Genomic DNA, 20,853 nt, shown 5'->3' with positions numbered 1-20,853 from the left:
GAAGCGTCTGTATGCGTTACCAAGTTAAAGCCCTCAGTGCAGGTGCTCTGCGCGAACTGGAACTCGATGCTGCCAACGTCGATGACCTACGCGCACGCCTATCAGAACAAGGCTTACAACTGGTTAGTTTTCAAGCTGAACGCAAACTCAGTTTTTCATTCGGCAAGAGTGGCTTTCAAGTTTCACTCTTCACCCAAGAACTGATTGCACTGCTCGAAGCGGGTCTAACCTTGGTTGAGGCCATGGAGACGCTGAAAGAAAAAAGTGGTCACGATGAAAACCGCACCGTACTGACCACGATGATCGAAGGCTTGTACCAAGGGCTACCGCTATCCAAAGTTCTGTCGCAAATGCCCAATTTGTTTCCACCGCTGTATATTGCCAGCGTTGGCTCTGCCGAAAAAACAGGGCACTTAGCAGATGCACTCAAACGCTACCACCATTATGAAACTCGGCTCACCGCAGTAAAAAAGAAAGTCATTGCGTCGCTGGTTTACCCGATGGTCGTGATTGGCATCGGTGGCAGTATTATGCTGTTCCTACTGTTTTATGTGATTCCTAAATTTAGCCAAATTTATGCATCAATGAAAAACCTACCTTTTGCAGCACAGGTCATGCTGTGGTGGGGTGATTTGGTGCATCAACACGGGCAAGCGATTTTTGTCGCCATCGTTGCCAGCGTGATTGCGATTGTGATGGCCTTTCGAACCAAAGCTGTGCAATCGATGCTACTCGAATTGTTTTGGAAATTACCGCGCCTCGAAGAATACCGCCGACTGTTTTCCTTAACCCGCTTTTACCGCACAGTGGGGCTGTTACTTTCTGGTGGTCTGAATTTAGTCGCCTCGCTGGAGTTAGCGGCGCAGCTCTTACCAGTGACGATGCGCCTAGCTCTATCGCAAGCCATTGTCGACATTAAATCAGGGCAACAGCTGTCTAATACTTTGCCGAAATACAATCTCACCACCCCAGTTTCCGAGCGCTTGCTGCGTGTAGGCGAGCAAAGTGGTGAACTGGCGACGATGATTGAGCGTGCCGCACAGTTTTGTGATGAAGAACTTGACCGTGCGATCGAAATGTTTACCCGCCTGTTTGAACCGATTCTGATGTTGCTAATCGGTATTTTAATTGGTGGCATCGTATTTTTGCTTTATATGCCGATTTTTGAGTTGGCCGGGAATATGCAATGATCACGCTCGACCTTATTCAGCATTTGCGCGCCACCGGCGGCAATCAACCACTCTCTGTTTTATTGCAGCAATCACTCGGTCTCAATGACGAGGAGTATAGCCTTGAAGTCAGTGGCTACCTTGGCCTACCAGCCATTACCCGCCAAGAGCTGAATGCACTTAAACCTCGCTATGACCTGTTGGCTTTTGGCGAAGCCGTTGCGCACCAATGCCTTTTAGCGGAAGTACCTCAGCATGGTTACGTGCTGATTTTGTCAGACCCATTCAGCCCAGTCGTGCGCAATTGGGCGCAGCAACGCATTACCGTGGCGTTTCGCGTTGCTTTTGCGCTGTTTGATGACTTAAAGCAGTACTTTGACGAGTACGAAACTTCGCATCGTGCAATGGAGCAAATGGCGGTTGGTGAAAACCAAGAAGCAAGCCAAGACGGCATTACCGAGATTTCTTTAACAACGCTAGCGCAAGACGCTAAGCCCGTTGTTAAGCTAGTTAACTCAACGCTGTACGACGCACTCAAAGCCAAAGCATCCGATATCCACATGGAGTCAACCCCACAAGGAATGACGATTAAATATCGGATCGATGGCGTATTGCTGCATGCTGGCGGAGCCAATGGCGCGGAAATGGCCGAGCAAATCGTCTCGCGGATTAAAGTGTTAGCTGAACTCGATATTTCCGAGCATCGCGTCCCGCAAGACGGTCGCTTTAAAGCCAAAGTCAATAATCGCGACGTGGATTTCCGGGTGTCCATCATGCCGTCGATTCATGGCGAAGATGCCGTATTGCGGATTTTGGATAAGCAAGGCGGTGGCGATGCATTTAAATCGCTACGTCTTGAAACGCTAGGCCATGAAGAACAAACGATGGCGGCGATTCGCGCCCTGTCGCACGAGCCATATGGCTTATTGCTGGTCACCGGCCCAACGGGTTCGGGTAAATCCACCACGCTCTACGCGACGCTGTCGGAAATTAATAATGGTGAAGAAAAAATCATCACCATTGAAGATCCGGTTGAATATCAATTGCCGGGCGTCTTGCAAATTCCGGTCAACGACAAAAAAGGCCTCACCTTTGCCCGCGGCTTGCGCTCAATTCTGCGCCATGACCCCGACAAAATTCTAGTGGGTGAGATCCGCGACGGCGAAACCGCCAATATTGCAGTGCAAGCGGCACTGACCGGTCACTTGGTGTTGACCTCTGTGCACGCAAACAATGCGTTTTCAGTGATTGACCGCTTTATTCATATGGGCGTTGAGCCGAATAGCTTTGTTGATGCACTGATCGGGGTAGTCGCACAACGCTTAATCCGTAAAGTCTGCCCACACTGCGTCGAGGATGATACGCCTAGCGTTGAATTATTAGCTGCGTCGGGTTTAACACGAACGCAAGTTAGCAAATGGACTTTCCGCAAAGGCACTGGCTGCCCAGCCTGTCGTAACACTGGTTATTTAGGCCGCAAAGCGATTGCTGAAGTGTTACGCCTTGATGATGACCTCAAACAAGCCATCGCGAAACACGCCCCCGCCGTGGAACTTAAAAAAATTGCACTGAGCAACGGCTTTATCTCGATGCGACAAATCGCCCTCAACGCCGTAGCTCGCGGCGAAACAACATTACAGGAAATCAATCGTGTTACTTTCGTTGATTGATCATCGCTTGTGTTGCTGCGAGCCAAATAGCCGCGGCGAAACAACGACCACAGTCCTAAAGGAAATCAACCGTGTCACCTTTGTTGATTAATCACTGTGCGTGGTTTGGCAAGCAGCGTATCCGACTTTCCAGTGTGAATTTCGGCGGCGAAGTGCTAAGCCGCCGCCGCGCCTCGGTCGACCCATCTCCCGATGTACTGGTGCCTCGCTTGCAAGATATGTTCAATCAAGTACCACGTGGCCGCTTGGGGCAGGATCGGGTCGACTTGGTATTTGGCTCACCTTGGGTACGCTACGTCTGTTTGCCTTGGCAAACGAGCCTAGGTAAAGACAGCGACTGGGAAAACTACGCACGGCTGTTGTTGGCACAACAATATGGCGTCAATACTGACTCTTGGCGAATTCGCATTTCAAATGGCGGCTATGGACAACCGCGCATCGCTGCGGCATTTGAAGAAGGCTTATATCAGACCTTTGCCGAACTCTGCCGCGCCAGCAAACTCAAACTGGGCAAGGTTGAGCCACTATTCACGACCGCTGTCAACCAACATCGTCGCGCGATGAAAGATGCAGAACATGCCTTAGTGATCCTCGAAATGGGGCATGCGATTGTTGGTTTTTATCGTGAGAAAGCATGGCAAGGCTTGGTGACTTTGCCAGTGCAACTGGATACTGAAGAACAAACGCTATCATTAGCGGCCTTGGTGCGCGAAGCTGCGGTATTAAGCGGGCAGTTTTTACCTGAGCATATCTACCTCACATCGTCTGATGTAACACTTAGAAGTGTTAAATCAGCCGACTTCGATTTTGAGTGGCTCGGCGCGGTTCATCCACAATTTCTGGCGGTGGATAATCACGAATGAAAATACTACACCTAGATTTTAACCAACAAAATTCGGTTGTCCCTTGGATTGGTCTGGCACTAACTGTACTCGGCATCGTTGCAGTGCTGTGGGTCATGACACAAATTGATGTCGCCAAAGAACAAAAAAACCAACTTGAGCTACGTGAAGACGAGATTAGCCTGCGCCTCAAGCAACGCGAAGCCAAAGCCACTGTTGAACGCAACGCGTCGCCCGTATCCACCAAGGTTGAAAAAATTCGCCGAGATCAAATGCTGACCAACGAAACCGCCTTCCAAATCTTGGAGCAAGTTTGGGAGCAACAAATCGCGTTTACCCGCTTAGAGATTGCCACTGTAGAGCGGGATATTAAAATCGACCTTGAAGCTAAAACGCTAAATGATGTTTTGTTATTAGTTGATCGACTAGAGGCTCTCGACGAAGTAAAGCAAGTTTCACTGGCCCGCAATAGCGTAAAAATTGGCGATCCGCATCTACCTGCAGTGGCTGCAATGGAGATTTTCTGGCACCCAACCGCATCTGCACCAACAAATCTAGCTACTCGCACCGCAAGTGAAGCGAAAGCAAGCGAACCAGTCTCAGCCACCGCCAGCGCGGTGATCGCTAGCAAGCCTGCCGCTCGTCCTAAAACACAAGGAGCGAGCAAATGAGCAAAGAACAAATTTTCTGGTATTTACGCCTCATCCCCAAATACTCAGGAATACTGGGTATAGCTGGCTTAGCCTTACTTGGCTTTGCTTTAATGCTATATACCCAAGACCTAAAACCTTATCTTAATGATTTAAATGAGCGTGAAGCCGCACTTGAGCGCAAATTCCAGCAATTACGCAATCCGGTTGCGCCAGTCTCAACCACCGAGGCTTTACCTAAGCTCAACCAAAGCGACACTTTTACTTTCTTTTTACGGCGCTTAAACGATCTGGCCGCCAACAACAAAGTAACCATTACCCAAGTGGACTACAAAAGCCAGCCGGAAGCCGATGGCAAACTGATGCGCTACAGCATGCAATTCCCTGCCAACGCCAGCTATCTCCAATTTCGCCGCTTTTTGCTCGAGCTACAAGCGTCGCCAGGCGTGCGGATCGAAGCACTCAATTTGCAACGGCAGCAAATTTCCGATGACAGGCTCGCGGTACAAATCCAGCTTTCGTATTTGACGGAGGTACGCTGATGCTCTCTCGTCCAATCCAAATTGCACTCGGTGTGGCACTGGCGGCTACTGCGTATGTCTATTGGCAAGATAGTAGTACTGCAGAGCCCGAACTCGAAAGTAAAGCGCGTCCGGCTCAAAAATCGATCAAAAAAATGGCCAGCGAGGCCGCAGGTCAAGCTGTACTCAATGCGGCCAGCTCTTCGGCTGCTAGTGCAGCAAGTACAGCAGTCGCCAGTGCGGCATCCGTGACCGCAGGGATTGGCATCGCTGATTTATTTCCAAAGCAATCATGGGCTCCGCCACCACCACCCACGCCAACACCTGGGCCGCCGCCACCAACGCCGGTACCGGTTGCACCGCCATTACCTTTCCAAGTTACAGCGACATGGAAAGAGAAAAATACCTTGTATGTGGTCGTTGAAGGACAAGGGCAATCGATTGTCCTGTGTACCAAATGCGATACCTTAGGCCGAATTCAACCTGGCGAGACTTTATTGGGCAGCTATCGCCTCGATAAGCTCACTCCAGATCTGTTGACGTTTACTTATTTACCACTCAATCAGCAGCAATCGCTGCCGACAGGAGGAACGCCGTGAAACGAGCGTTATTGGCTTCAATGATATCGATGGCTTTTTTAGCAGGCTGCGCCTCTGAAATCGCCCAATATAAAGCCGACTCATTCCAAGAAGAAGGCAACCCTGAAGGGGCTCTTAAGACGCTACAAGCTCAATTAGCCAAAACCCCCGATGATTTGCAATTACGTGTTAGGTTTCAGTCGAGCTTATTGCAATATTTATCGCGTCTGCAAAACGAGGGGGATCAAGCAAGAGCACGCGGTGATTCTGCGCTCGCGATCAGCCGCTACCAGCAAATTCTGAGCTGGGAGCCCAATAACCAACGTGCCCAAGAAGGAATTCGCTTAGTCGAAATGGGTGTTCGTCATTCATCAATGACGAAATATGCGATGAGTATCAAAGACACCCGCACAGATGAAGCGCTGACCATCGTCAACCAAATTCTGGCCGAGAATCCGCGTAATACCGAAGCACAAATTTTACGTAACGATTTAGAAAGCCGAAAATCACGTGAAGCCAGCTTGCGCCCAGCGCTAGCGCAAGCGCTCAAAAGCCCGATTTCGCTGCAGTTCCGTGATCAAAGCATGATGAGTGTGTTTGATATTATTTCGCGGATTGGCAATGTCAATTTCATCTTTGATAAAGACGTACCGCCAAATTTAAAAACCACCATTTATGCCCGCGATACCACGGTGCAAGATGTCATCAATTTAATTTTGGCAACCAATCAACTGGATAAAAAAATCCTGAATGACAATACCATTCTGATTTATCCAAAGCGACCCGATAAAGACCGTGATTATAAAGACATGGTGATGCGGACATTCTACCTCTCGAATGCCGACCCCAAACAAGTGCTATCGATGATCAAGCAAATGGTCAAAACGCGCGATGTGTATATCGACGAACGACTTAGCATGCTCGTTATGCGTGATACGCCGGATGCGATAGCGGTGGCTGAGCGCTTAATCGCGGCGCAAGACATTCCACAATCCGAGGTCTTAATGGATGTGGAAGTGCTTGAGGTGAGCAATGCAGATGTACTAGATATGGGCATCAAATACCCAAGCTCAGTATCGGCAACGGTCTACGGCAATTCTATTGGTACGGCACCGACGATCACCAAAAATGCCGATGGCACCACAACCACCACGCCAGCTTCTTCATTGACGGCAGGCTCAATTACGCTTGACCAACTACGCAATATCAACAGCAGCGATGTTTTAGTGAATTTAGGTGTGCCAACGATCACCGCTAACTTCAATCAAACCAAAGGCAAGACGAATATTTTAGCGAACCCCAAAATTCGCGTAAAAAATCGTGATAAAGCCAAAATCTTGATTGGTGAACGCGTGCCAGTTGTCACCACTACGGTGTCGAATGGTACAACCACTGAAAACGTCAATTATCAAGATGTCGGCCTTACGCTCAATGTGGAACCGATTCTGACCGTGGATAACGAAATTAGCGTTAAGGTATCCTTGGAAGTTTCGAACATCACCAAAACCATCCCAACCAAAGGTGGTTTGCTGGTTTACCAAATTGGTACCCGCCGTGCTGAAACAAATATGACAGCACGTGATGGTGAAACACAAGTCTTGGCTGGTTTATTGTCACGCAGTGAAGTGGATGCAGGCGCGGGCTTACCTTTCCTCAGCTCAGTACCTGGGTTTGACCGGATCTTCGGCACCAAAAGCTCGAGCCGAGAAAAAACTGAGCTTGTATTGCTCATTACGCCGCGTGTAGTTCGCTCATTGCCATTGCCATCAACCCACATCACCAACTTTGATAGTGGCACCGAAGGCACGATGAGTACCGACCCATTGCGTTTGCGCAATTCATCAGCGGTGATTATTAATAATCAAGGCGGACAACCGGCTCCTTACGTGCCGCCAGCAGCACCGCAGCCAGCGCCCGCACCTGCAACACCAGAAAACTATCAGCAACAGCCAGCTGTAAATCCTTTTGTTGCAACGCCGAGCCCTGCACCAGCGCCAAGCAACAATCAGCCAACTGAGCCAAGCAAGCTTGAAGCCACGCCAGTACCGCGCGGTGGAGGCATGGGACGACGTTAAAATGAGATCTATTCGCGGCTTTACCCTCATCGAATTGATGGTGACTTTAACCATCCTCGCGGTGCTTGCGACCGTCGCACTGCCTCTGTCGCAAGTGGCGGCAACCCGAAATCGAGAGGATGAGCTACGCCGTGCACTTTGGCAAATCCGCAGTGGCATCGACAACTACAAAGCGGCTGTTGATGCCAATCGGGTAAATAAATCCCTCGATGAGTCTGGCTATCCACCAACTTTAGAAACACTGGTCGAAGGAGCAAAAGACTTAAAAGATCCTGCTGGGAAAAAAATCTACTTTCTACGCCGACTGCCACGCGATCCATTTTGTGATTGTCCGAGCAAAACGAATGCACAAACTTGGGGTTTGCGTAGTTATGCCAGCCCCGCCGATGCACCCGCCGAGGGGCGTGACGTGTATGATGTTTACTCTACCTCGGATAAAATCGGCCTGAATGGAGTTCCCTATCGTGAATGGTAAGCAGTACCGGGGTTTTACCCTGATTGAACTATTAGTCGTGTTAGCCATTATGGCGAGTTTGCTAACACTGGTTGTACCCCGCTATTTTCAACAAACAGACCGAGCCCAAGAAACGGTACTCAAGCATAATCTGGTTGCGGTACGTGACGGGATTGATAAATTTTTTGCTGATACTGGCCGCTATCCAGCCAACTTGGATGAGCTCGTTAGTAAAAAATATCTGCGTGAATTACCGCTAGATCCAATTACTGGCAAGCGAGACTCATGGATTATTGTCGCCCCTGAAACTGGCAGCGGTGTTTATGATCTAAAAAGCGGAGCACAAGGAACAAGCAGCGATGGTTCGCCATACAGTAGTTGGTAAGCGCCGCCATTTAGAACAAAGCGGCTTCGCTTATGTATGGGCACTGATGTTAGTGCTCATTATGGGCATTTATCTGGCGCAAGTTGGCGAGGCTTGGCACAACCGGATTCAACGCAACAAAGAAGCGGAACTCATGCGCGTTGGCAATGAAATTCGACTCGCCATCAAACAATACAGTGAGCAACAATCAGCAGGTGGTGCACAATATCCAAAGCGCATGGAAGATCTGGTCCAAGACCCGCGCGTCCCCTTCCCGCGACATTACCTCAGAAAGGCCTACAAAGACCCGATGACGGGTGAGGATTGGCTCTATATTGGCGGACCTGGCGGTGGTTTTATGGGCGTACAAAGTAAATCAAACGCTAAACCACTCAAAACCGATAATTTTCCGGAAGAATACGCCAACTTCAAAGATGCCAAATCTTATCAAGACTGGCGGTTTGCCCATTGGCCAAACCAAGGAACAGGCCGAACACGATAAGAGGTATTCCTCTGCAGCCGTTGCACTAGAATAGCTATCGAGCAATACCTCCATCACTCATTAGGCGTAATAGCGCTTTGAAAATTCCAGCATGCGCTCAATCGGCAACCGCGCCGCATCCATATCGGCCGGAGTCAGGTAATCAATCACCGTCCCTTTTCCTGCTTGCGCATTTTTTACCGCATTAATGGTATTCATCTTCATATACGGGCATGAATTGCATTGGCAACCGGCGTAAATTGGCGCTTGTTCGATATTCAAATCAGGGCGTGCCAAACGCATATTGTACAAAATACCGTCTTCCGTCGCGACGAAGATCACGCCGTCAGGCTCTTTGTCATACGACTTAATCCAATTTAGCATTCCCGATGTCGAACCAACGTAATCAGCCAATTTCAGCACCGGCAGCGGGCTTTCTGGGTGCGCAATCAAGTATTTGGCGGTAGTACATGCGGCAAAGGCTTCATCGAGCGCCGCTTGGTTAAACTTATCATGCACTTCACACACCGCCGACCATAGCGGCATCTCGTAGCCATGCTGATAATTCAGATAACCGCCCATATTGTAATCTGGCGAGAAAATGACTTTTTTACCTTCGGCATACAAATGCGCGATGATGTCATCGACGTTGCGGCTAGTCACAATCCAGTCCGACAACGCTTTATGCTCTGCTGAGCTATTAATGTACGACACGTGCACATGATCCGGATATGATTCACGCCACGCTTTCAGTGCAGCAACGTCGGTTTGCGTCACCAAGGAACAGGTTGAACCTGCATCAGGCAAAATCACCGTTGCATTCGGATTTAAAATTTTCGCCGTTTCAGCCATAAAACGCACGCCAGCAAACACAATAATGTCGGCATCCGCATCACGTGCAAAGAGTGACAATTCCAAACTATCGCCGACTTTATCCGCCATTTGCTGAATTTCAGGCGCGGTATAATAGTGGGCAAGTGTGACAACGCGAGTCATGGGCGTTCCTCAATAAGCAAATCACAAAGGCGATGTGCAGCAATAAGTAGCATCAGAATTTATTACCTCGCACTGTGCAGCACACCGAAATCAATCCCCGAATATTATCACGCCCGCCACTGCAATCTCAGTCTTAAATAACACTAATTTCTCGCTGACGCCGCCAAATAAAGAAAAAAAATTACACATAGACTTGACACCGCCGCAACGCTTGTCCATAATTCGCCTCCTCTGCAATTCACATGAAGTGCAGACACGGATGCGGGATTAGCTCAGTTGGTAGAGCGATACCTTGCCAAGGTATAGGTCGAGAGTTCGAGCCTCTTATCCCGCTCCACATTGGCGTAGTAAAAAAAGCATCTGTAAATTTGATGCGGGATTAGCTCAGTTGGTAGAGCGATACCTTGCCAAGGTATAGGTCGAGAGTTCGAGCCTCTTATCCCGCTCCAAACATTGCAAAATACGATGCGGGATTAGCTCAGTTGGTAGAGCGATACCTTGCCAAGGTATAGGTCGAGAGTTCGAGCCTCTTATCCCGCTCCAAATTCTCAGCTAGTGAATTTTCATTAACTGACAAAGCTCCTGGCGGAGTAGCAAAATGGTTATGCCGCGGCCTGCAAAGCCGTTTACGCCGGTTCGATTCCGACCTCCGCCTCCAAACAATAAAATTCGACAACTCGAATTTTAAAAAATGCTGAAGCAGTAATGCCCAGCGCTCGGATGGTGAAATTGGTAGACACAAGGGACTTAAAATCCCTCGCCGCAAGGTGTGCGGGTTCAAGTCCCGCTCCGAGCACCACCAATACAGGGTTTAGCTAATAGCTAAACCCTTTTTTATCGCCGCCATTCAGACGAGCAATCGCCAGCCTACAGCCCCATAATTTGATCTGAATCAATTTCCAATGCCGCAGCGCAGCATTTTAGTCCGATCTAAATCTATATTAATTGCAACGATTTTTTATCTCTATCACAAACAGTGAGTTAGTCGAGGCTGCAAAAGCAAGCGCTAAGCAGAGTCAGGAGAGCAAGAGATGAACATGCAATCAATAAAGGTTCGGACTCAACTCGGTCTAGGGTTTGGTTTGGTCATCGTCTTAATGCTCATCTCGGGCACTTTGGCATTCAGTCGATTTTCCACACTCAACAACAGCATCGAAACCATCATTCAGGATCTGTACCCTAAAACAGTCAGTTCCAACACACTAATCGACAATCTCAATCGCGTAGCGATTGCCAATCGAAATCTGGTCTTACTCAACGAACAGACAAAAATTGACCAAGAACTCACAGCAATCTCCCAAGCACGGCTCGCTAATTCTGCCGAATATAAAAAACTAGAAGACACCATTCACGACGCAAAAGGCATCGCCTTACTCAAAGATGCAACTGAAAAACGCAGAGTCTTTGCCGAGCAACTCGATCAGTTTCTTGCCCTAAGCAAAGATCGACAGCAAATTGACGCGGCCAAAACACTACTCATGCAAGGCCTGCACGACGCAGATTTAAATTACCAAACCGCCATTTTTGCATTAATTCAGCATCAAAAAGAATTGATGGATAGTGAAGGCCAAGCCGCCGATGCGATGGCTGAAACAGCGAAAAACCTGATTGCCTCAATGAGCATAATCGCCCTACTACTGGGTTTATTGATTGCGTGGCTGATTGTACGCGCCCTAATGAAGCAACTCGGTGGCGAGCCATCACAAGCCGCAGCGGTAGCTTTAGCAGTGGCGCAAGGCAATATGCACAATACAATTACACTCCAAAACGGCGACACATCCAGTGTGATGTTTGCAATGCAACAAATGCAAACCGCCATTCAACGCTTTGTGGCCGAACAAAATCAAATGGCAGAGCAACATGCGCAAGGCTGGATCGCTAGCCAAATGGATGCCACGAAATTTAATGGCTCATTCGCAGTCATGGCCAAAGAAGCCAACGCGCTGGTCAATGCTCACATCGAAGTGCAAAACCAAATTGTTGACGTGATCAAAGCCTACTCGCGCGGCAACTTCACCCCCAATATGCCACAACTACCCGGCGATAAAGCCAAAATCACCATCGCGCTGCAAGATGTAAAATCTGCCCTGCTCTCCATCAGTAGCGACGTCAAATTGCTCGCCGAATCAGGCTCGCGTGGCGATTTTAGTCAACGCGCTGATGCAAAAAAATATGAATTCATGTTCCAAGAGATGATTCAAAACCTCAATCAACTGACCGAAACCTGCGATGTAGGTTTTAACGATGTACTTCGCGTATCGAATGCACTAGCCGCAGGTGATTTAACCCAAACGATTAACAAAGATTACCCTGGCCTTTTTGGACAAACCAAAAATGGCGTGAACTCGACCGTGGCGGCCTTGAAAAAAATCATCGCCGAAATCGAGCAAACCGTCGAAGCCGCCGCCAATCACGGTGATTTTAGTGTCAAAATTAATCTAAGCGACAAGCAAGGCTACACGCTGCGACTTTCTGAATTACTCAATCAACTCTCAACGGTCACCGATACCGGCCTACACGACGTAATGCGGGTGGCCAATGCACTGGCCGACGGCGATCTGACGAAAACCATCACGCAAGATTATCCGGGGCTTTTTGGCGAAACTAAACAGGGCGTGAACGCCACCGTCGAAAACTTGCAGCGTCTAGTCAGCGAAATTCAATACGCGGGCACCTCAATCAACACGGCCGCCAAAGAAATCTCACAAGGCAATGCCGATCTATCACGCCGCACGGAAGCTCAGGCCGCCAGCCTTGAAGAAACGGCGTCGAGCATGGAAGAGCTCACCAGTACTGTGAAGCAAAATGCTGAAAACGCTGTCGTAGCCAGCCAATTGGCGCGCACCTCGTCCGAAGTTGCCAGCAAAGGCGGTGCGGTGGTGGGTAAAGTGGTCGAGACCATGAGTTCAATTAACGACGCGTCGCGCAAGATTGTCGACATCATTAGCGTGATTGATGGCATCGCCTTCCAAACCAATATCTTGGCACTCAACGCCGCGGTTGAAGCCGCTCGCGCGGGCGAACAAGGCCGTGGCTTTGCGGTCGTTGCCTCAGAAGTCCGCAATCTCGCACAGCGCTCCGCCTCCGCCGCAAAAGAAATCAAAACACTGATTGGCGACTCGGTGAACCAAGTTGAAACGGGCGCGAAACTGGTCGCAGAAGCCGGCGTCACGATGAGCGAAATCGAAACCAGCATTCAGCGTGTGACCGACATTATGAGTGAAATTTCCGCCGCATCAGCCGAGCAAAGCGCAGGCATTGCTCAAGTCAACCAAGCGATTATCCAAATGGATGAAGTCACACAACAAAATGCCGCGCTGGTTGAACAAGCCGCCGCCGCAGCCGAATCACTCGAAGAGCAAGCACAAAGTTTGGCCGAATCGGTGAGCGTCTTTAAACTCAACCATGCGCCACAAATTTCGATTGCGAAAGCAGCCCCTATGCCGCAGATTAGCAAAGACATCAAGAAAACAACGCCAAGCAAAGCCAAATTGGTCAATGTGCCGCCGCAATTAAGTCGTGAAAATGAAGAACATTGGGAGGAGTTTTAAACAATAAACGCCCTTTTGACTTCCTTATTGCTGCGCAGACAAACGAGCAAACTCAGGTATACTTACACACATTGAGTTCTGCAAGACAAGCAGAAAAACAAACCTCAGCCCGCAAATTGCGACTGGGGTTTTTTTATTGGCCAGCAAGCCAAGCCCAATCATAGCTGGGTATTTCAATCTAGCAATTCACCATCAATGGCTAGATAAAAATACCCATGCAATTAATTTGTATTGCATCACATGCAGAGTACGGTAGAAAGGACTTCCATGAGCATCATCGAATCAGCGCGCGTTTTATCCATCATCCCGCCGATGACGCAACTCAACACGCCCTACCCCTCCACCGCGTATTTAACTGGTTTTTTACGCTCGCAGCAGATTGAGGCACAGCAAACCGATCTGGCGCTGGCTTTAATGCTGAAACTATTTTCCAAAGATGGTTTGCTCGATATTCGTAAAAAAATCGAGAAAATCCCGCCCAAAAAACGCTCACCGCAAGTGGCGCTGTTTGATGCGACCTTTGATCGCTACTTCACCACCATTACGCCGACGATTGCGTTTTTGCAAGGCCATGATTCGACGATTGCCCACCGTATTTGCAGCCGCAATTTTCTGCCTGAAGGCGAGCGTTTTGCCCCGCTAGACGCCTACATCGATGACGAAGGCGGCGATCCGCTAGCGTGGGCGTTTGGTGCGCTCGGCACGCAAGATCGTGCGCGGCATTTGGGCACGCTGTATTTGAACGACATTGCCGATGTACTACGCGAAGCCGTTGATCCACGCTTTGAATTTGTGCGCTACGCCGAATCCTTGGCGATGTCACAACCGACGTTTGATCCACTCGCTAAAGCGCTTGCGGCGCCGACAACGCTGGTTGATGATTATCTGGCTGAGCTGACGCTCGCCTCCGTCGCACAGCACCAGCCCAATATTGTTTTGCTATCCGTGCCCTTCCCGGGCGCTGTATACGCCGCTTTCCGAATCGCCCAAACGATTAGAAAGGAATACCCCGATATGATCATCGCGCTCGGTGGCGGCTTTGCCAATACCGAACTGCGCGAGCTGAAAGAACCGCGCGTCTTTGATTACTTCGATTACGTGATGCTCGATGCGGGCGAGCGCCCGCTATTGGCACTACTCGATCACTTAAAAGGCAAGCGCTCGCAACAACGTTTGGTGCGCACCTTTGCCCGCGTAGACGGCGCGGTGAAATACATTAATTTCATCGAGCCGGAAGTGCCGTTTGGCGAAGTCGGCACGCCGACTTGGGATGGCTTGCCACTGGATCGCTACCTATCGCTGCTCGATATGCTCAACCCAATGCATCGACTTTGGTCGGATGGGCGCTGGAACAAGCTTACCGTCGCACACGGCTGTTATTGGAAAAAGTGCAGCTTCTGCGACATTACGCTCGATTACATTTCACGCTACGAAACCACCACCGCCGAAGTGCTCGTTGACCGTATCGAAGCGATTATTGCTGAAACAGGACAAACGGGATTTCACTTTGTCGACGAAGCAGCACCGCCCAAAGCACTCAAAGCACTGGCCGAAGAACTCATACGCCGTAATGTGTCGATTTCATGGTGGGGCAATATTCGTTTCGAAAAAACTTTCAGCCCCGATCTATGCCGATTACTCGCCGAAAGCGGCTGTATCGCAATTTCGGGCGGGCTAGAAGTCGCTTCAGATCGACTGTTGGCACTGATGAAAAAAGGCGTGTCGGTCGAGCAAGTAGCTAAAGTGACGCAAAGTTTTACCGAGGCTGGCGTACTCGTTCACGCGTATTTAATGTACGGTTTCCCGACGCAAACGGTGCAAGACACCGTCGACGCACTGGAATACGTACGGCAATTGTTTGATAACGGCTGTATTCAATCCGGCTTCTTCCACCGTTTTGCCTGCACCGTGCATTCGCCTGTTGGCAAAAATCCAGAAGAGTTTGGTGTAACACTGGAAAAATTGCCAGAAATTAGCTTTGCCACCAATGACATCGGCTTTATCGACCCAACCGGCGTCGATCACGACGAACTGGGCCGCGCACTAAATAAAGCGCTGTACAACTATATGCACGGCATCGGTCTGGATGACGATGTGCGCGTCTGGTTTAACGGCAAAGTTCCGCGCACCACCATTCACAAGCATCGCCTCGCCAAAGCGTTACAACAATACTAATTGATGAAAGCCAGTCTAAGGCCGCAGCGGCTCGATTGGCTCATTCCAGTAACGCCCGCACGGCAAGGGCGCAAGCCGCATCAAACCTTGGTCACGCCCCTTGTCCACCAAAGCCAAAGCAGGATTAAATCCTTCTATAACAGGATTTAATCCTTAACTCCCCAAGTAATATTTCATCATCAATCTCAGCTCAATTCGATTCTCGTTGGAATTGGAATATTAATATGTGCTGATTTTGTCGGTTCATACAATTTTCATTGGCGAAGCCGCAACAAGGCTTCTAAACTTGATTTCACGTGCGCAAATGCGCCTAATCTCGGACATCACTGACCAGCAAGAAGGGAGAATAAGAATGACCCAGCCATCAGGCAGCCACCTACAACTAAAATGGTCTTGCACCACCAACGCGCACAATGGCGATAATTTTTTAGCCGAGCTGAGTTTAACCAATTTGTCGGATAAACCGCTGCCAGCCTCAGGTTGGGCGCTTTATTTTAATACCTGCCGTAAAATCAAACCCGAAACAGTCAGCGGCAACGTCGAAGTCACGCACGTGAATGGCGACTTTTGGCGCCTCGCCCCGAAAGCTGAATTCACCGCTGTCGCACCGGGCGAAACGCGCACTTTTGCCTATGAAGGCCTATTTTGGGTCATCGCCGAAACCGACGCACCGCTAGGGTTTTACATTGTTTACAACGATGGCCAAGCCGACGCCCGCTTTGAAACCATTGGCGATCCTGAAATCGCACCGTTTACCAGCGAAGGCCAGCGCAATCGCAATGCCAACGACCAAGTCCCACTGAGCAGCCCTAGCCTGACCTTTGAACACAATAAAGACCTAACGCTATTGCCAAGCGATCAAGTTGGCAAAATCACGCCAACGCCGATTTCTAGCGAATGGACGAATGGCAGCTTCACCATCAATAAAGACACGCTGATTGTTCACACTGGCGAATTAGCCGCTGAAGCCCGCTTTTTGCGTGCGGCGATTCACGATGTCAGCGCAGTTAAGTTGCAACGTGCTGCAGCGCGCCCAGCAGGCCGCCAAGCGATTGTGTTGCAAGTAGGTAGCGTAACAGTAAGCGATACATTGGCACCAAAAGAAGCCTACTCATTAGAGATCAGCGCCGACACCATCACCATCACCGGTGCGAGCGCACACGGCGTGTTTAATGCACTGCAAAGCTTGCGCCAACTGTTCCCAGTTGCCGCCTTCCTCAACCCACAAAGCACCCTTACTGTACCATGTGGCAAAATCATCGATGCGCCACGCTTTGCCTACCGTGGCATGCATTTGGATGTAGGTCGGAACTTTAGCAGCAAAGAAAGCGTACTACGCTTGCTAGACTGCATGGCGCTGTACAAACTCAATCAATTTCACTTCCACGTGACCGACGACGAAGGCTGGCGCCTCGAAATCCCTAGCCTGCCAGAGCTGACTGAAATCGGTAGCAAACGCGGCTTTACGCTCACCGAAACCGACAACCTAGTACCGTGCTTTGGTTCAGGCGGCGATGTGAGCAATCCTGCCGGAACGGGTTTTTACAGCCGTGAAGACTTCATTGAAATCTTGAAGTTTGCCACCGCACGCCATATTGAAGTCGTACCAGAAATCGACGTCCCCGGCCACGCCCGTGCCGCGATTAAAGCGATGAATGTTCGTTATCACCGCCTGATGCAAACCGGCCGTGAAACTGAAGCCAAGCAATATTTGCTCTGCGACTTTGACGATGCTTCTGAATATGAATCAGTGCAACTATGGCACGATAACGTGATCTGTATCGGCCAAGAATCATGCTACAACTTCATCGAAACCGTATTGCACGATATCCAAGCGATGTACCAAGCGGCGGGCGCACCGTTCACCACCATGCACACCGGTGGCGACGAAGTACCACACGGTGCATGGGAAAAATCTCCTGTTTGCCAAGCGTTTATGCAAGAACAAGGCATGACCACCATTGTTGAATTGCAAAACTACTTCCTCGCCCGCTACCGCGACCTATTGAAAAAATACGGTTTGGTGTTTGGCGGCTGGGAAGAAATTGCGCTGATCAAACAAGAAGTCAACGGTCAGCACACGCATGGTCCAAATCCAGAATTCGTCAACGCCAACTTCCGCCCTTACGTGTGGAACAACGTCTGGGGCTGGGGTCAGGAAGACTTCGCTTACCAACTCGCCAACGCTGGTTACAAAACCGTGTTGTCGAACGTCACGAACCTCTATTTTGACTTGGCTTACGCCAAAAACCCAGCTGAACCAGGCTACTACTGGGGTGGTTTTATCGAGACGCGCGGCGCGTATGAATTCTGCCCGCTCGATATTTTCACGACCGCGACGGTGAACTTGATGGGTCATCCGCTCGATCAAGACAATATCGCCAGCAAAGTGCGTTTAACGCCTGAGGGCACCAAAAACATCATCGGTATTCAAGGCCAATTGTGGGCGGAAAACATCCGCAATCAAGGCCGCCTCGAATACCTCGCAATGCCACGGATTATTGCCTTGGCCGAGCGCGCATGGGCTGTTGATCCAAAATGGACCTTCATCAGCGATGCCGCTGCACGTAAAGCCAAAATGGATAGCGATTGGAATGAATTTGCCAACCGCCTTGGTCAACGTGAACTCGCTCGCTTAGATGGTTTCCTCGGCGGCTACGGCTACCGTATTCCATTGCCAGGCGCCAAAGTGGAAGGCGGCAAGCTGTATGCCAACCTCTCGGCACCAGGCTTGGCAATCCGCTACACCGTGGACGGCAGTGAGCCTACCGCACAGTCAGCGCTATACACCGCGCCACTGGACTACCAAGCAATCAGCCAACACGCCTCGTTCGGCGGCGTCAAGCTCGCGGCCTTTAGCAGCAGCAATCGCAAGAGCGCAACGATCACCGTAAACTAGATCGCCACGCAGCAAAAAGCCCCGCAAACGCTGCGGGGCTTTTTTACATCTAGGGTATTTCGATATAGCCATTATGAATTAATGGCTACAAAGCAATACCTACTTATCACGCACCAAAATACAACTCAATCTCAACGTTTTCCGCTGAATACTGAATTTGTGCCAACAAGACGGCATCCACAAAATTGGCAAAACGGCGCAACACAATCGAGTTCGCCAAAGCGGGGCCCATCTCAGAACGGAATTCCGTTACGTATTGCAAAGCGCCAACGTGATTGGTTTCCAATTCATCTTCATGGTCGCTAATGATGCTTTTTACTTTCTTGCGGATGTCTTTCACTTCTTTAAACAGCTCGCTAGAAATTTCGCATAATTCAGCAAACTGAATTGCCACATCAATCTTGCTACCTGGCACAAAAAAACGCGACAACGTTTTAGAAGACTTGAGCAGCAATTCAAGCTCCAATTCATCCACCGTCAAATCCAATGGAAAATATTCGGCAACCGCTTTCAAAGCTTGGCGAATGCCATCACTCGATTGCAATGCTTCTGGCAAACGATTACTTGCACGAGCGCCAACTTTATAACGAACAGTCATTTCATTCTCCAATCTATCAATTGCAAGGAAGTGTATCCCAACAGTGTGACGCTGCTTTTAATAAGCATCAAGCAAGAACCACAAACAATCGCAAAATCACGACGCCGCCCGCTCACAAGCCACAAGAAATAAGAAAAAATCAAAAAAAACCACGCCAAACACTAGACAATCGCAGACGGTCTAGTTAGAATGCCGTTCCTCACTGATTTTGAGCAATCAAAACAGAATGTAGTGCGCGATTGGTGGAATTGGTAGACACGCAGCGTTGAGGTCGCTGTGCCCTTACAGGCGTGCGAGTTCGAGTCTCGTGTTGCGCACCACCACCCTTTCCAAGGGTGTACAAAGAAGTACGATAAGCCCCATAAAACCTAGGTTTGTGGGGTTTTTTGTGTCCAACGCAATCCCACAGTTTACCACCCAGTCCAACAACATTGTTGGTCTTTTTGTTGGTTCTTTTTTAAACCAACAATCACGCAGCAGCATCTTTATTTTTTGTTGACCGTACCTGCACTGCCCCCACCTTCCGCCTCCGTTCCTGCTGACCATATCCAAAAGCATAAGTATGATGCTTGTACCGCTTTCGAGCCTGCTGAATATCGCAGCCCAAAACAACAGACGACTTCGCTCCAGTAATCTTATCTAGTACATCATCTTTGGCAATTACCTTGTCATCACCTTGGTAACGACGAAAGAAATCCTGCAGCACCACGTAGCAAACAATCTCATCAATTTTTTGGGAAATCTCACTGCTACCAGCGCAAAAATCATGGGGAGGACATATATCCACATTTTGTGCCCCATCGAACCATGCAGTGGCATAACCACCCTCAGAATCCGCAACGACATCCCTCGCCCAGCGCTGCCCGATCTGCTCACGAAATAAAACTGGATCATTAACAACATCAGGGCGTAAAAACAGTATCAAATGCACACGAAGCCCCTCATCGGCCGATTCAATTTTCCAGAGAAACCCCGTTATTTTTTGGTGCAAGTCCTTATGCGCTTTACTTTGCAGCAGACGCTTTATATCGGCGCTTACCTGGCTGAAATAATACTCAGGTGCCTTAAATTGACGATGCCACTCTGCACTGTAGAGCAATTTTAACGCCGTAACACACACCTGCTTTTCCGCTCGAATGAAACGATTAATTTGCTGACTCAGGCTCTTGTAATTTGCATTTACCGACGACTCCAGCGACTTCATGTCGCTTTTGTACTTTGCCACATGGGGACGTAACTTATCCAAGGCCTCCCCTATTGATCTCTTCAGCTCACCAATAGAAAATCCAGGCTGTGGATCGTCGAGATCGCGGGTTTTATTTAACCATGACCGCGTAGGACTAGCCGCCTCAATCGAATTCAGCAGCAACGTCGCACATGCATAATCACAAAAAAAGTGCGCCCATGGGGAACATTTGTAGCCACGATAGACACCGATTGATCGAGTTCTTTCCGCAGTCAAAAACGGCAACATTCCTTTAACCCATAAAAGCTTCAATCCGTTACGAGTTTCTGCCAATGCAAATAGCGGTGGTAAGCTGGTAAAAAAATCATATCCCTGTCGTTTTTCTGCACTCAGCACCAAGTAGCGCAGCAGTTGGCGCATCAATAAATCAATCCTTGCCAGCCGAACATCATCCAGCTTGCGCCCACTAAAAACCAAGCTCTGCTGAAATTGATTCTCGTGATAAAAATAGCCATCTAAATTTCTTTGCTTAAGTTTCGCCACTTCAAGCAAATGCGCTTCGATCTGTTTAGTCTTCATTACGGCCACCAATCGTTAAATTCATTCCAGCCACAATTTTGAATTGGCTCTACCTGCAGCATAAA

General features: G+C 49.3%; 16 protein-coding genes and 6 tRNA genes. 19 read left to right on the top strand and 3 right to left on the bottom strand.

The window, feature by feature from the left end; genetic code table 11:
• Positions 1–11: 11 nt before the first annotated feature.
• The 10 genes from GM173_RS11995 (at position 12) to GM173_RS11950 (ending at position 8,825) form a co-directional block, all read left to right on the top strand.
• On the top strand, positions 12–1,190 hold the full coding sequence (locus GM173_RS11995) for a type II secretion system F family protein (protein WP_203571621.1): 1,179 nt from the start codon (positions 12–14) through the stop codon (positions 1,188–1,190).
• Positions 1,187–2,839: a GspE/PulE family protein gene (locus tag GM173_RS11990; protein WP_203571620.1), complete on the top strand. Its 1,653-nt coding sequence runs from the start codon at positions 1,187–1,189 to the stop codon at positions 2,837–2,839. The genes GM173_RS11995 and GM173_RS11990 overlap by 4 nt, the downstream gene beginning before the upstream one ends.
• 71 nt (positions 2,840–2,910) lie before the next feature.
• Positions 2,911–3,702 carry a hypothetical protein gene (locus tag GM173_RS11985; RefSeq protein WP_203571619.1) on the top strand — a complete coding sequence of 264 codons (792 nt, stop codon included), beginning with the start codon at positions 2,911–2,913 and terminating at the stop codon, positions 3,700–3,702.
• On the top strand, positions 3,699–4,352 hold the full coding sequence (locus GM173_RS11980; protein ID WP_203571618.1) for a hypothetical protein: 654 nt from the start codon (positions 3,699–3,701) through the stop codon (positions 4,350–4,352). The genes GM173_RS11985 and GM173_RS11980 overlap by 4 nt, the downstream gene beginning before the upstream one ends.
• Positions 4,349–4,873 carry a hypothetical protein gene (locus GM173_RS11975; protein WP_203571617.1) on the top strand — a complete coding sequence of 175 codons (525 nt, stop codon included), beginning with the start codon at positions 4,349–4,351 and terminating at the stop codon, positions 4,871–4,873. Before GM173_RS11980 ends, GM173_RS11975 begins: the two co-directional genes overlap by 4 nt.
• Complete coding sequence (locus GM173_RS11970; RefSeq protein WP_203571616.1) at positions 4,873–5,451, top strand: hypothetical protein; 579 nt, start codon at positions 4,873–4,875, stop codon at positions 5,449–5,451. The genes GM173_RS11975 and GM173_RS11970 overlap by 1 nt, the downstream gene beginning before the upstream one ends.
• Complete coding sequence (locus GM173_RS11965; RefSeq protein WP_203571615.1) at positions 5,448–7,505, top strand: secretin GspD/PilQ domain-containing protein; 2,058 nt, start codon at positions 5,448–5,450, stop codon at positions 7,503–7,505. Before GM173_RS11970 ends, GM173_RS11965 begins: the two co-directional genes overlap by 4 nt.
• A 1-nt stretch (position 7,506) precedes the next feature.
• Complete coding sequence (locus tag GM173_RS11960) at positions 7,507–7,980, top strand: type II secretion system protein (protein ID WP_203571614.1); 474 nt, start codon at positions 7,507–7,509, stop codon at positions 7,978–7,980.
• Positions 7,970–8,344 (top strand): type II secretion system protein, encoded by a 375-nt coding sequence (locus tag GM173_RS11955; protein ID WP_308439599.1) that lies wholly within the window; start codon positions 7,970–7,972, stop codon positions 8,342–8,344. The genes GM173_RS11960 and GM173_RS11955 overlap by 11 nt, the downstream gene beginning before the upstream one ends.
• Positions 8,319–8,825: a type II secretion system protein gene (locus GM173_RS11950; protein WP_203571612.1), complete on the top strand. Its 507-nt coding sequence runs from the start codon at positions 8,319–8,321 to the stop codon at positions 8,823–8,825. Before GM173_RS11955 ends, GM173_RS11950 begins: the two co-directional genes overlap by 26 nt.
• Positions 8,826–8,885: 60 nt before the next feature.
• Here the strand turns inward: GM173_RS11950 and nadA are convergent, their stop codons facing one another.
• The gene (gene nadA / locus GM173_RS11945; RefSeq protein ID WP_203571611.1) at positions 8,886–9,800 is read right to left on the bottom strand and encodes a quinolinate synthase NadA; all 915 of its coding nucleotides are present in this window, start codon (positions 9,798–9,800) and stop codon (positions 8,886–8,888) included.
• A gap of 261 nt (positions 9,801–10,061) precedes the next feature.
• On the opposite strand from nadA, the gene GM173_RS11940 reads away from it, so the two are divergent.
• The 8 genes from GM173_RS11940 to GM173_RS11905 all read left to right on the top strand — a co-directional run bounded on the left by GM173_RS11940 (position 10,062) and on the right by GM173_RS11905 (position 18,425).
• Positions 10,062–10,137, top strand: a tRNA-Gly gene (locus GM173_RS11940).
• 36 nt (positions 10,138–10,173) lie between these two features.
• Positions 10,174–10,249: transfer RNA gene (locus tag GM173_RS11935), tRNA-Gly, on the top strand.
• Positions 10,250–10,267: 18 nt separating this feature from the next.
• Positions 10,268–10,343, top strand: a tRNA-Gly gene (locus tag GM173_RS11930).
• Positions 10,344–10,384: 41 nt separating this feature from the next.
• Positions 10,385–10,458, top strand: a tRNA-Cys gene (locus GM173_RS11925).
• A 56-nt stretch (positions 10,459–10,514) separates the two neighbouring features.
• Positions 10,515–10,599, top strand: a tRNA-Leu gene (locus GM173_RS11920).
• A 232-nt stretch (positions 10,600–10,831) separates the two neighbouring features.
• Positions 10,832–13,351 (top strand): methyl-accepting chemotaxis protein, encoded by a 2,520-nt coding sequence (locus GM173_RS16415; protein ID WP_203571610.1) that lies wholly within the window; start codon positions 10,832–10,834, stop codon positions 13,349–13,351.
• Positions 13,352–13,618: 267 nt separating this feature from the next.
• The gene (locus GM173_RS11910) at positions 13,619–15,526 is read left to right on the top strand and encodes a B12-binding domain-containing radical SAM protein (protein ID WP_203571609.1); all 1,908 of its coding nucleotides are present in this window, start codon (positions 13,619–13,621) and stop codon (positions 15,524–15,526) included.
• Between the two features lie 352 nt (positions 15,527–15,878).
• Entirely contained in the window at positions 15,879–18,425 is a 2,547-nt protein-coding gene (locus tag GM173_RS11905) for a family 20 glycosylhydrolase (protein WP_203571608.1), read from the top strand.
• A gap of 106 nt (positions 18,426–18,531) precedes the next feature.
• On the opposite strand, the gene GM173_RS11900 is transcribed toward GM173_RS11905, so the two are convergent.
• A complete protein-coding gene (locus GM173_RS11900; RefSeq protein WP_203571607.1) occupies positions 18,532–19,023 on the bottom strand; it encodes a hypothetical protein in 492 nt (163 codons plus the stop codon).
• Between the two features lie 233 nt (positions 19,024–19,256).
• Between GM173_RS11900 and GM173_RS11895 the strand changes: the two genes are divergently transcribed.
• A tRNA-Leu gene (locus GM173_RS11895) sits at positions 19,257–19,343 on the top strand.
• A 149-nt stretch (positions 19,344–19,492) separates the two neighbouring features.
• Here the strand turns inward: GM173_RS11895 and GM173_RS11890 are convergent.
• Positions 19,493–20,788, bottom strand: a complete 1,296-nt coding sequence (locus tag GM173_RS11890) for a hypothetical protein (RefSeq protein WP_203571606.1) — start codon at positions 20,786–20,788, stop codon at positions 19,493–19,495.
• Positions 20,789–20,853: the final 65 nt, after the last annotated feature.

This window comes from Deefgea chitinilytica, assembly GCF_016881405.1.
Taxonomy (GTDB): domain Bacteria; phylum Pseudomonadota; class Gammaproteobacteria; order Burkholderiales; family Chitinibacteraceae; genus Deefgea; species Deefgea chitinilytica.
This window is presented reverse-complemented; position numbering and strand designations above follow the sequence as displayed.

Coding starts and splice junctions, on each gene's coding strand:
- GM173_RS11960 (WP_203571614.1), top strand. CDS start 7,507: ATGAGATCTATTCGCGGCTTTACCCTCATCGAATTGATGGTGACTTTA.
- GM173_RS11905 (WP_203571608.1), top strand. CDS start 15,879: ATGACCCAGCCATCAGGCAGCCACCTACAACTAAAATGGTCTTGCACC.
- GM173_RS11980 (WP_203571618.1), top strand. CDS start 3,699: ATGAAAATACTACACCTAGATTTTAACCAACAAAATTCGGTTGTCCCT.
- GM173_RS11990 (WP_203571620.1), top strand. CDS start 1,187: ATGATCACGCTCGACCTTATTCAGCATTTGCGCGCCACCGGCGGCAAT.
- nadA (WP_203571611.1), bottom strand. CDS start 9,800: ATGACTCGCGTTGTCACACTTGCCCACTATTATACCGCGCCTGAAATT.
- GM173_RS11890 (WP_203571606.1), bottom strand. CDS start 20,788: ATGAAGACTAAACAGATCGAAGCGCATTTGCTTGAAGTGGCGAAACTT.
- GM173_RS16415 (WP_203571610.1), top strand. CDS start 10,832: ATGAACATGCAATCAATAAAGGTTCGGACTCAACTCGGTCTAGGGTTT.
- GM173_RS11900 (WP_203571607.1), bottom strand. CDS start 19,023: ATGACTGTTCGTTATAAAGTTGGCGCTCGTGCAAGTAATCGTTTGCCA.
- GM173_RS11975 (WP_203571617.1), top strand. CDS start 4,349: ATGAGCAAAGAACAAATTTTCTGGTATTTACGCCTCATCCCCAAATAC.
- GM173_RS11995 (WP_203571621.1), top strand. CDS start 12: ATGCGTTACCAAGTTAAAGCCCTCAGTGCAGGTGCTCTGCGCGAACTG.
- GM173_RS11970 (WP_203571616.1), top strand. CDS start 4,873: ATGCTCTCTCGTCCAATCCAAATTGCACTCGGTGTGGCACTGGCGGCT.
- GM173_RS11950 (WP_203571612.1), top strand. CDS start 8,319: ATGGTTCGCCATACAGTAGTTGGTAAGCGCCGCCATTTAGAACAAAGC.
- GM173_RS11910 (WP_203571609.1), top strand. CDS start 13,619: ATGAGCATCATCGAATCAGCGCGCGTTTTATCCATCATCCCGCCGATG.